The sequence below is a fragment of the Massilia sp. Root133 genome (genome assembly GCF_001426525.1).
Taxonomy (GTDB): Bacteria; Pseudomonadota; Gammaproteobacteria; order Burkholderiales; family Burkholderiaceae_D; genus Telluria; species Telluria orientalis.
This window is the reverse complement of record NZ_LMEW01000023.1, coordinates 416,575-430,791: the sequence shown is the minus strand read 5'-3', so window position 1 is coordinate 430,791 and position 14,217 is coordinate 416,575. Positions and strand designations below refer to the sequence as shown.

General features: G+C 67.4%; 15 protein-coding genes. 11 read left to right on the top strand and 4 right to left on the bottom strand.

Annotated elements, in window-relative coordinates; all coding sequences use genetic code 11:
• The first annotated feature begins 2 nt into the window (after nt 1-2).
• From ASD28_RS17735 to ASD28_RS17725, 3 genes are all read left to right on the top strand, one after another.
• A complete protein-coding gene (locus ASD28_RS17735; RefSeq protein WP_056130818.1) occupies nt 3-914 on the top strand; it encodes a LysR family transcriptional regulator in 912 nt (303 codons plus the stop codon).
• Nucleotides 915-1,028: 114 nt separating this feature from the next.
• Nucleotides 1,029-1,355 (top strand): nuclear transport factor 2 family protein, encoded by a 327-nt coding sequence (locus ASD28_RS17730; RefSeq protein ID WP_056130815.1) that lies wholly within the window; start codon nt 1,029-1,031, stop codon nt 1,353-1,355.
• Entirely contained in the window at nt 1,352-2,134 is a 783-nt protein-coding gene (locus ASD28_RS17725) for an SDR family oxidoreductase (protein WP_056130812.1), read from the top strand. The genes ASD28_RS17730 and ASD28_RS17725 overlap by 4 nt, the downstream gene beginning before the upstream one ends.
• Nucleotides 2,135-2,145: 11 nt before the next feature.
• Here ASD28_RS17725 and ASD28_RS17720 read toward each other — a convergent pair whose 3' ends face one another.
• A complete protein-coding gene (locus ASD28_RS17720; RefSeq protein ID WP_056130809.1) occupies nt 2,146-3,987 on the bottom strand; it encodes a glycoside hydrolase family 13 protein in 1,842 nt (613 codons plus the stop codon).
• A gap of 127 nt (nt 3,988-4,114) precedes the next feature.
• Here ASD28_RS17720 and ASD28_RS17715 point away from each other — a divergent pair, with 127 nt between their 5' ends.
• On the top strand, nt 4,115-4,729 hold the full coding sequence (locus ASD28_RS17715) for a YigZ family protein (RefSeq protein WP_056130806.1): 615 nt from the start codon (nt 4,115-4,117) through the stop codon (nt 4,727-4,729).
• Between the two features lie 103 nt (nt 4,730-4,832).
• Nucleotides 4,833-6,002, top strand: a complete 1,170-nt coding sequence (locus ASD28_RS17710; RefSeq protein ID WP_056130803.1) for an MFS transporter — start codon at nt 4,833-4,835, stop codon at nt 6,000-6,002.
• A gap of 12 nt (nt 6,003-6,014) precedes the next feature.
• Here the strand turns inward: ASD28_RS17710 and ASD28_RS17705 are convergent, their stop codons facing one another.
• Together ASD28_RS17705 and ASD28_RS17700 are read right to left on the bottom strand one after the other, a co-directional pair.
• Complete coding sequence (locus ASD28_RS17705; RefSeq protein WP_056130800.1) at nt 6,015-6,962, bottom strand: choice-of-anchor A family protein; 948 nt, start codon at nt 6,960-6,962, stop codon at nt 6,015-6,017.
• Nucleotides 6,963-7,035: 73 nt separating this feature from the next.
• Nucleotides 7,036-7,590: a cysteine hydrolase family protein gene (locus tag ASD28_RS17700; protein ID WP_056130797.1), complete on the bottom strand. Its 555-nt coding sequence runs from the start codon at nt 7,588-7,590 to the stop codon at nt 7,036-7,038.
• Nucleotides 7,591-7,693: 103 nt separating this feature from the next.
• On the opposite strand from ASD28_RS17700, the gene ASD28_RS17695 reads away from it, so the two are divergent.
• Nucleotides 7,694-8,602: a LysR family transcriptional regulator gene (locus tag ASD28_RS17695; RefSeq protein ID WP_229412402.1), complete on the top strand. Its 909-nt coding sequence runs from the start codon at nt 7,694-7,696 to the stop codon at nt 8,600-8,602.
• 21 nt (nt 8,603-8,623) lie between these two features.
• Here ASD28_RS17695 and ASD28_RS17690 read toward each other — a convergent pair whose 3' ends face one another.
• Nucleotides 8,624-9,463: a DUF2306 domain-containing protein gene (locus tag ASD28_RS17690; protein WP_056130790.1), complete on the bottom strand. Its 840-nt coding sequence runs from the start codon at nt 9,461-9,463 to the stop codon at nt 8,624-8,626.
• A gap of 133 nt (nt 9,464-9,596) precedes the next feature.
• Here ASD28_RS17690 and ASD28_RS17685 point away from each other — a divergent pair, with 133 nt between their 5' ends.
• From ASD28_RS17685 to ASD28_RS17665, 5 genes are all read left to right on the top strand, one after another.
• On the top strand, nt 9,597-10,667 hold the full coding sequence (locus ASD28_RS17685; RefSeq protein WP_056130785.1) for a sensor histidine kinase: 1,071 nt from the start codon (nt 9,597-9,599) through the stop codon (nt 10,665-10,667).
• Entirely contained in the window at nt 10,664-11,437 is a 774-nt protein-coding gene (locus ASD28_RS17680) for a LytTR family DNA-binding domain-containing protein (RefSeq protein WP_056130782.1), read from the top strand. The genes ASD28_RS17685 and ASD28_RS17680 overlap by 4 nt, the downstream gene beginning before the upstream one ends.
• 111 nt (nt 11,438-11,548) lie before the next feature.
• Nucleotides 11,549-12,313: an isocitrate lyase/phosphoenolpyruvate mutase family protein gene (locus ASD28_RS17675; protein WP_056130779.1), complete on the top strand. Its 765-nt coding sequence runs from the start codon at nt 11,549-11,551 to the stop codon at nt 12,311-12,313.
• The gene (locus ASD28_RS17670; protein WP_056130777.1) at nt 12,310-13,458 is read left to right on the top strand and encodes a DUF4331 family protein; all 1,149 of its coding nucleotides are present in this window, start codon (nt 12,310-12,312) and stop codon (nt 13,456-13,458) included. The genes ASD28_RS17675 and ASD28_RS17670 overlap by 4 nt, the downstream gene beginning before the upstream one ends.
• Nucleotides 13,455-14,213 (top strand): DUF4198 domain-containing protein, encoded by a 759-nt coding sequence (locus tag ASD28_RS17665; protein WP_056130774.1) that lies wholly within the window; start codon nt 13,455-13,457, stop codon nt 14,211-14,213. The genes ASD28_RS17670 and ASD28_RS17665 overlap by 4 nt, the downstream gene beginning before the upstream one ends.
• Nucleotides 14,214-14,217: the final 4 nt, after the last annotated feature.

Below are 14,217 nucleotides of genomic sequence, written 5' to 3'. Positions count from 1 at the left end.
GAATGCGTGGATCCGAATTTGTCGAGCTAAAAGCATTTGTCGCGGTCGTCGAGCGTCAGAGTTTCGCTCGGGCAGCAGAACACCTTGGCCTGTCGCCGTCCGCTCTCAGCCAGACCATCCGCCAGCTGGAAAGCCGTCTGGGCAGCCGCCTCCTCAATCGCACCACCCGCAGCGTTGCGCCGTCGGCCAGCGGCGAGCAGCTGTATCGGCGCCTGGCCCCCTTGTTCCGGGAAATGGACATGGCTGTTGCCGAAGCCAGCGAAGCGGCAGGGCAGATGCGCGGTACGCTGCGCATCAACACGCTCGGGATCGGTGCCCGGACGATCATTGCGCCACGCCTCGCACGCTTTCATCAAGCCCACCCCGATGTCGTGCTCGACATCGTGGTCGACGATGCGCTGGCCGATATCGTCACCGGCCGCTTCGATGCGGGCATCCGCGTGGGTGGGCAGCTCGAGAAGGACATGGTCGCCATCCGCCTGACGCCGGACATGAGCATGGTCGCGGTGGCGTCTCCGGACTACCTCGCGCGTCACGGCACACCCAGGTCTCCCGCCGATCTGCACGAGCATGCCTGTATCAACTGGCGGCTGCACATGGAGGGCAGGCATTACCGGTGGGAGTTCAAGAAGCGTGAGCAGAGCATCGAAGTCGCGGTCGCCGGGCCGGTGGTCACCAATCACGCCGACATCGGCATTGCCGCCGCGCTGAACGGGCTTGGGATTGCCTATCACTTCGAGCAGGATGGCGTCGGCGAGCTATTGGCGCAGGGGCGGCTGGTCCAGGTACTTGCCGACTGGTCGATCACCCGGCCCGGGCTGTTCCTGTATTACCCGAACAGGCAACATCGACCCGCCCTCCTCGGTGCCTTCATCGACTGTCTACTGGATCGCGGCCCTTTCGACCGGCCCTGACCGGCCGCCGCATTATGCACGCGATTCTACATAACCCGTGCGAATTCTAGAATATTCCCTAATCAAACGGGGGCGCGCATCATAGGGCTTCAGTCACCACCTGGAGCCACGAACATGCATACCCTGACGCTGCCCGAACCCATCGCCACATACTTCGCGTCCGAACACCATCCCGAAGCGCTGGCTCGGTGCTTCAAGGCGGACGCCATTCTGAAGGACGACGGCCACACCTACGAAGGCGTCGACGCCATCACGGCCTTCCTGGCCGCGGCGTCGGTCAAGTACAACGCGACGACCGTGCCGTTCGACATGGAAGACAATGACGGCTTTCACGTCGTCCGCGCCAAAGTCACCGGCAACTTCCCCGGCAGCCCGGCCAACCTGTCCTACCGCTTCGGCCTCGAACGTGGCCTGATCGACTCGCTGGAGATCAGCGTATGAGCTTCGACCTCGAATTGAAAGGCAAGCGCGCCCTCGTCACCGGCGGCACCAAGGGGCTGGGCGCGGCCCTCGTCAAGAGCCTGCAGGATGCCGGCGTGGAGGTGATGACGTCGGCACGCTCCGCCCCGGAGAAGCCGGTGCAGGGCGTGATCTATGTGACGACCGACTTGTCGACTGCGGAAGGCGTGGCGAAGCTGGTCAGTGCGGTCGAGGAGCGCTGGGGCGGCGTCGACATCCTGATCAACAGCCTCGGCGGCTCGACCGCTCCGGTCGGTGGTTTCGCGGTCCTCGACGACGCCGTCTGGTTCGATGAACTGAACCTCAACTTCATGGCTGCGGTGCGCCTGGATCGTGCACTGGTGCCGGGCATGCTGACAAAGGGTGCAGGCGTCGTACTGCACGTGAGCTCGATCCAGCGCATCCTGCCGCTCTGGACATCGACGACCGCTTACGCTGCGGCCAAGGGCGCCCTCTCGACCTACAGCAAGTCGCTGTCGAAGGAAGTGACGCCGAAGGGTGTGCGCGTCCTGAGCGTCTCGCCAGGCTGGATCGAGACCGAGGCGTCGGTCGAGTTCGCCGAGCGCATGGCGCGCGAACACGACACGGACTACGAGGGCGGCAAGAAACTGATCATGGACTGGCTCGGCGGCATTGCCGTCGGCCGTCCCGCCAGGCCGCAGGAAGTGGCGGATTTCATTACCTTCCTCGTCTCGCCGCGCGCCGCATCGGTAGCAGGCTCGGAACATGTGATCGATGGCGGAACGGTGCCGACCGTATAGTCGTCAACGTATCACCACTCGACGACGACGGACGTCATGGCCGGCAGCGCCAGCGGCGCGCGCAGGTCCACGGCGGCGCCGGTCAGCACGTTGCGGCCCTGGCGCGCCTGCTTGACCATGCCGGCGAAGCGCGCCAGGTCCAGCTGCGTGGCCTGCGGATTCTTGTTCAACACGACCATCACCGTCTGCCTGCCGTCGTGGCGGAAATAGACGTAGTGGCCGTCGCTGGGCATGTAGTGCGTCAGCTTGCCGTACTTGACGGCGGAACTGGTCTTGCGCCAGTTGAACAGCGTGCGCACGAGGTGCTGCATGTCGCGCTGGGCGTCCGTCAGGCCCGTGCCCGTGAACGCATTCACGGTGTCGCCCGCCCAGCCGCCCGGCATGTCCGCGCGCAGCACGCCGTCGGTGCGCTGCTTCGGTCCCTGGATCAGCATCTCGGTCCCGTAGAACACCTGCGGGATGCCGCGCGTCGTCGCCATCAGGACCAGGTCCGTTTTCAACAGGTCGACGTTGCCGTCCACCTGCGCCAGCGCCCGCGGGCGGTCGTGGTTGTCCGGGAAGACCATCAGCTTCAGCGGATCCGCGTACAGGTAGTCGGCCGCGATGGTTTCGTAGATCCTGATGAGGCCCTGGCCGCTGTCTTCCGGCGCCGTCAGCGCTTTCGGGGCCGCGTCGACGAGCGGGAAGTCCATCACGGACGGCAGCTCGGAACGGAAGCCGTCGCGGTTGACCACGCCCTTCTGCCAGTACGCGACCATGTACGGGCGGTCGTCCATCTCCTCGCCGACGACGTTCAGGTGCGGATACTCCGCGCGCACGGCGCGGTTCCAGTCGTTCAGGAAGGCCGGGTCGGCGTACGAATACGTGTCTTCGCGGATGCCGGACAGGTTCGCGTACTCGATCCACCACAGCGTATTCTGGATCAGGTAGCGGGCCACCAGCTTGTTCTTCTGGTTCACGTCCGGCATCGTCGTATCGAACCAGCCGTCGACGAAGCCGGCCTTGTCTTCCGGCGCCGCGTGGATGTCCTGGGCCACCGTGTGCTGGTTGTTGGTCTTGACGAACCGCGTGCCGTGGTTGATCCAGTCGGACGACGGCATGTCGTGCATCCACCAGTGGCCCGTGCCGATATGGTTCACCACGACGTCGTGGATCACGCCGATGCCGCGCGCATTGGCCGCCGCCACGTAGTTGCGGTAGTCCTCGTTGCTGCCGAAGCGCGGATCGATCTTGTAGTAATCGGTCAGCGCATAGCCGTGGTACGAGTACGCCTGCTGGTTGTTTTCCAACAGCGGCGTGGGCCAGACCATCGTGAACCCGAGGTTGCGGATGTAATCGAGCTGCGCCTGCATGCCCGCCAGGTCGCCGCCGTGGCGCCCGTCCGGATTGCCGCGGTCGCTCTTTTCGCGCATGCCCGCATCGTCGTTGGCCGGGTTCCCGTTCGCAAAGCGGTCGGGCACGATCAGGTAGACGGCGTCGCCGGAATCGAAGCCGCGCCGTGCCGCCGAATCCTTGCGGCGCGCGTCGAGGCGATACGGGACGGTCGTCACAACGTCCTTGCCGCGCTTGAACTGCAGTTTCAGTTCACCGGGCTTCGTCGTCGCGCCGATCTTCAGGTTCACGAACAGGAAATTCGGATTGTCCGTACGCTCCACGCTGGCGATGCGCACGCCGGGGTAAGCCAGCGCCGGCGCCAGTTCGGCGATCTTTTCGCCATGCACCATCACCTGCAGGTCGGACGACTTCATGCCGACCCACCAGTTCATCGGTTCCACGTGCTGGATGGCGTACGGCGCGGCGCCGGCCCACAGCGCGGGCAGCATGGCCGAGATGGCCAGGACGAGCTTCTTCATGTTATCTCCATAGTAATTTGTAGTAAAGTAACATGATCATAGATAGTAATTCAAACCATATCGGGTATTTTTTGTAGTTTTACTTCGTTAAGCGATCCAGGCGGAAATACAGTAAGCTGTATCCCCCATGCCGCAGACCATCCTCACCCCCGTCCACCACGAACTGATCATCAAGAAAAGCCGCTTCATCGCCTGCGTCCAGCCGATGCCCGACCGGGCCGGCGCGCAGAAGATCGTCGCCGGGCTCAAGGCAGCGCATCCGGGCGCCGCGCACGTGTGCTGGGCGCTGCTGGCGGGCGGGCAATCGGCCGCCGTCGACGACGGGGAGCCCAGCGGCACGGCCGGCCGGCCCATGCTGGACGTGCTGCGCCACCAGGACCTGGAAGGCGTACTGGCGACCGTCGTGCGCTATTTCGGCGGCGTCAAGCTGGGTGCCGGGGGCCTCGTGCGCGCCTACACGGACAGCGTCGCCCAGGCGCTGCTGGGTGCGCAGAAAATCGCCATCATCCGCCAGCGCCACCTGCGCTGCGACGCGCCCTACCCGCTCGAAGGTCTCATTCGCCGCGAACTGGACACCGCCGGCGCCACGCTCGATGCCGTCCAGCATGCGGACGCCGTCTCGTTCGCCTTCCACCTGCCGGACGACAAGGCCGCGGCGCTGATCTCCCGGCTGAGCGAGGCCGGCAATGGCCGCATCCATTGGCTCGCGGAAAACGACGACCCGCAAGCAGACTCGGCCTGATACCGCTATCATGTGAGGCTATACCGGACATCACGACTCAAAAGCGGACTCGCCTGACGCGAGCCGCCATAATGTCCGGCTTCCTCCAGCAAAGACTACACACATGATCAAGAAAAGCCTGGCGCCCCTGGCCCTGGGCGGTTTCGGTATCGGCATGACGGAATTCGTCATGATGGGCATCCTGCCCGATATCGCGACCGGCCTCGACATTTCCATTCCCCAAGCGGGCTATCTGATTTCGGCGTATGCGGTCGGCGTGGTCGTCGGCGCGCCGACGCTCGTCAGCATGCTGTCGCACCGCCCGCCGCGCAGCGTGCTGATCTGGTTCATGCTGATGTTCACGGCATTCAACGCGCTCTCGGCCTTCGCACCGAACTTCCACACGATGCTGCTGTTCCGCTTCCTGGCCGGCCTGCCGCACGGCGCCTTCTTCGGCGTGGGCGCCGTCGTCGCCACGCGTCTCGCGGACAAGGGCAAGGAGGCGGCCGCGCTCGCCAGCATGTTCTCCGGCCTGACCATCGCGAACGTGCTGGGCGTACCGGCCGGCACCTGGCTCGGCCACAACATGAGCTGGCGCTTCGTGTTCCTGATCGTGGCCGTGATCGGCCTCGCGACGATGATCATGCTGCACAAGCTGATCCCGTATTTCGAGGCGACGCCGGGTGCGGGCCTGCGCCAGGACCTGAAGATCTTCCGCAAGCCGAACCTGTGGCTCGCGCTGGGCATCACGTCGATCGGCACGGGCGGCTTCTTCGCCTGGCTCAGCTACATCGCCCCGCTGCTGACGGACGTGACGCACTTCCACGCGAATACGATCCCGCTGATCATGACGGCGGTCGGCGTCGGCATGACGGTCGGCGTGAACGTGGGCGGCAAGCTGGCGGACCGCGTGCCGCCGCTGACCGCGATCATCATCCTCCTGATCACGATGGTCGCGCTGCTGTGCATGAACGCGCTGCTGGCGTCGTCGCAGCCGGCGATGATGGTGCTGGCGTTCGCCGTCGGCGCGAACGCGCTGGCGCTGGGCCCCCCGATCCAGATGCTGCTGATCGAGCACTCGCGCGAAGCGGAGATGCTGGGCTCGTCGCTGGGCCAGTCCGGCTTCAATATCGGCAATGCGCTGGGTGCGTTCCTCGGCGGGATTCCGCTGACGCTGGGCTATTCGTATGCGTCGCCGCAATGGGTGGCGGCGAGCCTCGCGCTGTCCGGCGTGGTGCTGGCGCTCGCGATGCGGGCGCATGGCCGCCGCGTCGCGGTGGCGCTGCCTGCTTGAAACACCGTCGGATCAGGCGCTGCGGCGCTTCCGTCTCGCCACACCCGCCGCCGCGAGCCCGGCCAGCACCAGCGCGATGCTGCCCGGTTCCGGCACTTGCGCCGACGCCGCGTCGGCGCCCTTCTCGAGCTTCAATCCGGCGATATCGACCGGATTGAAGTAGTGGTTCGAATTGACCTGCACCGTGGACGACCAGGTATCGACGACCACGTTCCCGTTGATGACGCCCCAGTTCGCCGACTGCGTCGCATACGGCGCCAGCACGCTGCCGATCACGCCGCGCACGTCGATGGTCTTCGCTTCGTAAAAATTAAACAGCACGTTGTAGCCGGCGAGCGGCTCGAAGCTGATGCCGCCATTGTTGAAGGTGCCCGCGTTGCCGCTCACATTGAAGACGAGCGTCTCGCCCGGCACCAGCTTGTCCAGCGTCCAGCTGCTGGAAGTGGCGAACAGGTCGGACGACACGTTGAAGATGTCGACGCCGCCGCGGCCGCTGCCCGTCACCTGCACGCCGCTCCACAAACGCGTGACGGCGCCCGTCGGATCGAGGTCGGACAGTGCGTCGGCGACGCCCTTGTAGTAGCTCGTCGCCCCGTTGAAGTCGACCGGATTGGTGGCGGCCATCTGCGGCGTCGCGGCCCACGTCAGCCCGGTGGTGCCGCCGACATACGCTTTGCCGTTCTCGATCGAACCGCCCGTCAACGACAGGTTGCCGCCCGCGACCAGCGCATAGCCGTCCTTGCCGAATGCGTTCTTGCCGTTATGGTTGATCGAATAGCTGGACACCGTCACATTGCCGCCCGCCACGACCGCGCCTTCAACGTCGCTGGACGGCGCCGTGAAGTCGTGGATCGCGTACAGGTTCGCGCCGCCGACCGGCGCCATCAAATCCAGTACGGTCGCGTGGGCGGAACCGGAACCGAGGACGGCGATGGCGAGGGCAAGCGGGGCAATACGCATGATATTTCTCAATAGAAATGTATAGTTCTCTACAGTATCATCGTTTCCGGCAATTTCGCTAGAATTTTTCCTCTTATTCCCCCAGCATGGCCGCCGTGCTCGTCACCGTGGCAAATTCGCCATGCAGGCTCGCGACCGCCGTCGCATGCATCTGCTCCGCGCTGAACCACGTGCCATCCGGCCCCGTGCGCTCATGCGTGGCGCAGGCATCCTCGACGAGGAACGTTTGAAAGCCTAGATTGCCGGCCATGCGCGCCGTCGTCGACACGCAGTGGTCCGTCGTCAGGCCGCACAGCACGACCGTCTCGATGCCGCCCGCGCGCAACCGCGCCTCCAGGTCGGTGCCGATGAAGGCACTGTTCACATCCTTCGGAATGACGATCTCGCCCGGCAGCGGCTGCGCTTCCGGCTTGAACGCGTGGCCCGGCGTGCCCGGATGGAACGCGCCCTTGTCGCTGCGCGAGCCATGCTGGACGTGGAACAGCGGCCGTCCCGCTTTTCTCCAGGCGGCCAGCAGCGAGGCGATGTTTTGCTCGGCCTGGGGATGATTGCGTCGGCCCCAGCGCGGGTCGAGGAAGCCCTGCTGGACGTCGATGATGACCAGGGCGGCATTGGCGAAGGTGTGCATGGGTGTCCTTTCATGAAAAACCACATGGTCGCCGCCGCACCGCCATGACGCTACCGAAATGCCGGATAATTGCCGGTTCATCCATGACAGATTTCGATGGCTCATGAAGCTCAGCCAACTTCACATGCTCGTCGCGGTGGCGGACCACGGCAGCTTCAGCGCCGCCGCGGCGGAACTCGGGTGCACGCAGTCGCGCATCAGCCATGCGATCGCGGAACTCGAACGCGAACTGGACACGCGCCTGCTTGCGCGCGCACGTGACGGCTCGCTGCCCACCGAGGCCGGCCTGCGCGTGCTGGACAAGGCGCGCGCGATGCTGCGGCTCGAAGACGCCTTCCGCGCCAGCGTGCGTGACGACGACGCCATCGAAGGCCGGGTGCGCATCGCGTGCTTCCGCAGCATCGGCACGCACCTGCTGCCGTATGTCGCCGAAGCGCTGGCGGCCCGCCATCCGCAGCTCGTGCTCGACATCGACGACGGCTGCAACGACCGCCTGGAAGTCGTCGCCGCGCTGCGCGCCGGCCGCGCGGACGTCGGCATCGCCCAGTTGCCCGTGGAAGACGGCTTCGTCGTCCATCCGTACGTGGCCGACGACTATGTGCTGGTCGTCCCGGCCGCGCGCACGTTCGCGCTGCCCGTGACGTGGGACCAGCTGGACGGCCTGCCGTTCATCCGCCTCGGCTGCTCCGGCGCGGACGCGATCCTCGCCCGCTGCCGCGCGGCCGGCCTCGCCGCCACGGCCGAGCGCACGCTGGGCAACGACACGAGCATCGCGGCGATGGTGGCGCGGGGCATGGGCTGGTCGATCCTGCCGCGCCTCGCGACGTATCCCGAGCCGGACGAGGTGCGCGTGCTGCCCCTGCCGATCCCCGCCCGGCGCCAGTTCGCGCTGGCAGGAGCGCGCGACACGATGCGTAGCAGGCATGTAAAAGCCGTGCTGGACGTGCTGCGCGACCGCCGGGTGCTGGCGGCCACGCGCGCCGGCCAGGCAGGCATCCTACGCTGGACATGACACGCTGCGCAGCGTGCCCGATTACATGTGCGGCAGCCACATGCCGGCCGTCGCCACGACGACGCCCGCGCCCGTCGCCAGCGCCAGCCCGGACATGACGAACGCCATGCCCCATTGCCGGAACGCGCCGCCGCGCGCACGGCAATACAGGTACAGTTCAAGGACGGCCAGCGGCAGCAGGAACTGCGCGAACGCGAGGAAGCTGAGGAATGGACCACGAAACGTGTCGGCGTCGAACCCGGCGGGTCCGCGGTTCAGCGCCAGCCAGAACATCAGTCCGACCCGGAAGAACCAGACACCGCCGACCGCAAGAAACAGGCGCAACGCCCAGCGGCGGTGCGCCGCGACGTCGCCCGCGACGATCCGCTGCAGCGCCAGCGCCGCGCAGGCCACGACGACGACACCGTTGAGGCTCGTACCCAGGTGCTGGACGACGTCGCCCACGGCGCCACGCCACCAGACCATGTAGATGCCCGTGACGCCCGCGACGACGGCGGCGCCGAGATAGAACCTGCCGTTCCAGCGGTGGAATGCGGGCACGCGGGCACGCAGTCGGGGAACCAGTTGCAGCGCTCCGCTGCACATGACGAGGGCGGCCACCAGCACGTGGGCAATGGTGGCGGCGTTGCCGGCGGGGTCGCCGTCCACGTGCCCGTGCGTCATCACCGTGTTCCATTGCCCGCTGTGCCCGCGCAGCAGCGCGCCGCCATACAGCGCCACGATATACGCCGCGAACACGAGCTGTCCGGCCACCGTGACCAGGAACCACAGCGTCGTCGCCCACCGCAACGCGCGGGCAGCCGATGCGTGCGCGGTGCCTGCGCCCCGTACCGCGAGGAATGCACTACTGGGTACCATCATGCTTCTCCATGGAGTGATCGATGCCGCAAGGTAGCCGCGCCCACGCTCCCGGCCAAGGCGGCCGGCGCAACCATGCGACCAATGACGGTTTCGGGGGCTTGAATGGCGGTCGCGTTGCAGGTATCGTGGTTCGATGTCTGCGACGACACCTCTTCCACGCCCGGCCGCGAACCTCCTGCCGACGGCACGCCAGTGCGCCGTCGTCGCCATCTTCACGCTATCGCTGTCCTGGCTGCTGCACGTGCTGAGCGGCACTCCGTATCTCGGCGTCTTCGGCCGGATCGGCTTCATCGGCGCGGCCCTGCTGATGGCATACTCGATTGCCGGAGGCGTCCATCCGCGCTGGATGGGGCCGGGCCCCGCGCGCCTCGCGGCGGTCGTCCTGACGGCGCCCGTGGCGGCCCTGATCACGGCGCTGGCAACGCAACGGGGCCGTTTTCTCGCCTACCTCGGGGATACCCAGACGCTGGTCGGACACGTTCTCATGGTGGTCCTGTCGATCTTTTTCGGCGTGCTGTTTTCCCTGGTCGCGATGCGCAACGAGCGCAAGGCCCGCGAGCGCGCCGACCAGCTCGGGATCGAGCTGGAAAAGAACCGGCTCGAGCGCGAACTGCTGGATGCCCGTTTGCGCATGCTGCATGCGCAAATCGAACCGCATTTCCTGTTCAATACACTTTCCAATGTCGAGGCCCTGGTCGCGGCCGGCTCCCCCAACGCGGGCCCGGTCCTGCGGCACCTCATCGCCTACCTGCGGGCGGCCATGCCGCGCCTGAACGATGCGGATGCCACCCTGGAGACGGAACTGCAACTGGTCCGTTCCTACCTGGAGCTGATGCAGCTCCGCATGCCGGACCGTCTTCGATTCACGGTGTCGGCTCCCGCCGGCGCGGGAACGCTGCGCTTTCCCGCCATGGCGCTACTCACGCTGGTCGAGAACGCGATCCGTCACGGTATCGACCCGAACATCGATGGCGGACGCATCGACGTGGGCGGCCGCCTCGACGACACGGCCGGAAAGCTGGTTTTGTGGGTCCACGATACCGGCAAGGGAATGTCCGAAACCGCGCAGCCCGGCACCGGGCTGTCGAACCTGCGCACCCGCCTGCACGCGTTCTACGGCGACGGCGCACGCGTCGACCTGCATGAGGTGGAGCCGCATGGCCTGCGCGTCGAACTGCACTTTTACGCTGGAGGGAAAGCATGAAGCGGTACACCGGGCTCATCGCCGACGACGAGCCGCTGCTGCGGGAACGCCTGCGCACCCATCTCGCCGTGTTGTGGCCCGCGCTGGAGCTGCTCGACGACGCGCGCAACGGCCCCGAGGCGCTCGACCTGTTCGACCTGCACCGGCCCGACGTCGTCTTCCTCGACATCCACATGCCCGGCCAGAACGGCATCGACGTCGCGCGCCAGCTTGCACGCCGCGCCCATCTCGTATTCGTTACGGCGTACGAGCAGTACGCCGTGCAGGCGTTCCAGCAGGGCGCCATCGACTACGTCGTCAAGCCGATCGACCGGGCGCGCCTGGCCGATACCGTCGAACGCCTGCAACGTCAACTGGCCCTGCCGCTCCAGCCGGATGCCGCACTGGAGGCCATGCTCGACCAGCTCGCCGGCAGGCTGGGACAGCGCATGACACCGTCCTTGCCCTGGCTACAATGGATCAAGGCGTCGGTCGGCAACAGCTTGCGGCTGATCCCGGTGGACCAGGTACGCTTCCTGCGAGCCGACGACAAGTACACGCGCGTCGTATGGGAAGAAGGCGAGGCGCTGATCCGCAAGAGCATCCGCGAACTGGCGGAGCAGCTGGACCCCGAACGTTTCGTGCAGACGCACCGGTCCGTGATCGTCAACCTCGGATGCGTGAGCGAGGTCGTCAGGGGCGTGAACGAGACGGCCGACCTGCACATCCGCGGCAGCAGCGAGGTCTTGCCCGTCAGCCGTCATTACCTGTACCACTTCCGGCAAATGTAGGCGCGAACGGCGGCCATGACCTCCGAGGTCATGCCGGCATGACCTCGCACGTGATTGAGCGCGATGCGCCCACCCGCCACACTGTGGTCTCCGATTACCAGGGAGACCACCATGTCCGACCAGATCCTCAAAGCCCGCGCGCTGCGCGCACTGCACACGCCGGGCGCGCCGCTCGTCCTCTTCAACTGCTGGGATGCCGGCAGCGCGCAAGCCGTCGCCGCCGCCGGCGCGCGGGCGATCGCCACGGCCAGCTGGGCCGTCGCCGCCGCCAACGGGTATGACGACGGCGAACAGCTGCCCCTTGACCTGGCCATCGCCAACATCGCACGCATCGCCCGCGCCGTCGCCTTGCCCGTGACCGTCGACCTGGAACGCGGCTACGGCGCCACGCCGATCGAGGTCGCCGACACCGTCGCGCAAGCGATCCGCGCCGGCGCCGTCGGCTGCAACCTCGAAGACGGCAGCGCGGCCGGCGGCCTGCGCGATCCCGGCGAACAGGCCGCGCGCCTGCAAGCGGCACGCGACGCCGCCGACGGGTTCGACGTCCCGCTCTTCATCAACGCCCGCACGGACGGCTTCCTGCTCGCGGCACCGGGCGATCACGACGACGTCCTGCTCGACGCCACCCTGGCGCGCGCCCGCGTGTACGCCGCGCACGGGGCCGATGGCCTGTTCGTGCCGGGCCTCGTCGATGCGGCGCTGATCGAACGGCTCGTGCAGGCATCGCCCCTGCCCGTCAACCTGATGGCCGCCGCCGGCACGCCACCCCTGGCCACGTTGCGCGCCCTCGGCGTCGCGCGCCTGAGCCACGGCCCCGGCCCGTACCTGCAGGCGATGCGCGCACTGGAAGACGCCGCGCGCGGCGGCGCCGCATGATGCCGGCCCGGCTCGCGCTCGCGGCGGCGGCGCTCATGCTGCTCTCCGCATTCACGTCGGCATCCGACCACCTGGATTCGCCGAAGGTCATCGCGGACCCGCGCGTGGACATCGGCGACATCTACGCGTGGACGTCGGCCGACGGCCGCCGGCTGAATCTCGTGATGACCGTCGTCGGCCACGCGCTCGACAGGAATGCGGAATACGCGTTCCACATCGACAGCGGCCCGCGCTTTCCCGACACGACGGCCCGCACCGACATCGTGTGCCGCTTCGCGTCGAAGACGCAGGCGGACTGCCTGATCGGCCGCGACGAAACCATCCAGGGCGACCCGGGCCGGCTTGCGGGACTCGCGAGCGCGAGCGGCCGCAGCCGGCTGTTCGCGGGCCTGCGCGACGACCCGTTCTTCAACAACGTGAAGGGCTCGCGCGCCGCGTTCGACCTGGCCGCGGCGACGCTCCGGCGGGGCGTGCCGCGCGACGCCGCGGGCTGTCCCGCGTACACGCCGAAGCAGACGGCCGCGATCCTCGACCAGTGGCGCCACACGGACGGCGGCCCGGCCCGCGACTTCCTCGCGGGCTGGACGCCGATGGCGATCGTGCTCGACGTCGACCTCGGCCTCGTCAACCGCGGCGGCCCCGTGCTGGCCGTGTGGGCCGATACGCGCGTCGACGACGTCCGCATCGACCGCATGGGCCGGCCGCTGACGGGCAACGGCCTGCTCGCGCACCTGGGCAGCGACGAGGAGGCCGATGCGTTCAAGACCCGCTACAACGCGGCGACACCGGGGACGGCGGCCGAATTCGTGCCCGTCATCGCCAGGTCGCTCGCGCTGTACGACGGCTACGACGGCCGCTGCGGCAACCAGCTCATGATCGACGCCGCCGCGCCGCCCGGGCAGCGCTACCTGCCACTGGCGCGGTTGCTGGCCGACGACCGGCTGTGGGTCGACAGCGCGGCCGCCGCGTGCACGCAACTGTTCGGCGTGGAGCTCGGGCTGCACGACTGCGGCGGCCGGACACTCCATTACGACGCGGTGAACGTGTACCGCTCGCTGCTCGCCGGCGGGACGAACGATGCGGTCACGGACGGCGTGCGCGCGGACGACCAGCCGCATTCGGACACGGTGTTCCCGTTCCTATGAAGGTGTGCCTGTTCCTCATCCTGTGCCTGTGCACGAACGCCCGCGCGCACGACTTCTGGGTCAACCCGGACAGCTTCGTCGTGTCGGTGGGCGCCAGCACCGCCCTCAGCATGCAGGTGGGCCACGGCGACGCGCGCCGCACGTCGATGATCCCGTCGCGCCGCATCAAGCGCTTCGCCGCATGGACGCCGGGCGGCGACGTCATCGACCTGCGCAACGACGGCAGGCTCGCGCCCGCGGAACCGGGCCTGCATCTGCTGGTACTGGAAACGGACGCGGACGCGCTGAGCCATCTGCCGGCCGACCGGTTCGACGCCTACGTGCGGGAAGAGGGTTTGTGGCCCGCGGCGGCCGCGCGCGGACGCGATGTCTTCGAACGTTACCGGCGCGTGGCGAAGGCGCTCGTGCAGGCCGGCGCGCCCGGCGAAGGCAGCCAGGACCTGGCCACGAAGCGCCTCGGCCTGCCGCTGGAAATCGTGTTGATGACATCGCCGTCGGACGGCGGCATGCTGACGGCGCAAGTCATCTTCAAAGGCTGTCCGTTGCGGAGCGCACTGGTGAAACTGACGGACCTCGACCACGACGCGCAGCCCGTCGCCGCGCAGGTCACGGATGGCGAAGGCCTCGTGCGGCTGCATCGTCCGCCGCCGGGCCACTGGCTGCTGAACGTCGTGTGGACCACGCCGCTGGACGGTGACGAAGGCATCGACTACGACACGATCTTTTCGAGCCTGTCCTTCGGGATCGACCCATGACCTC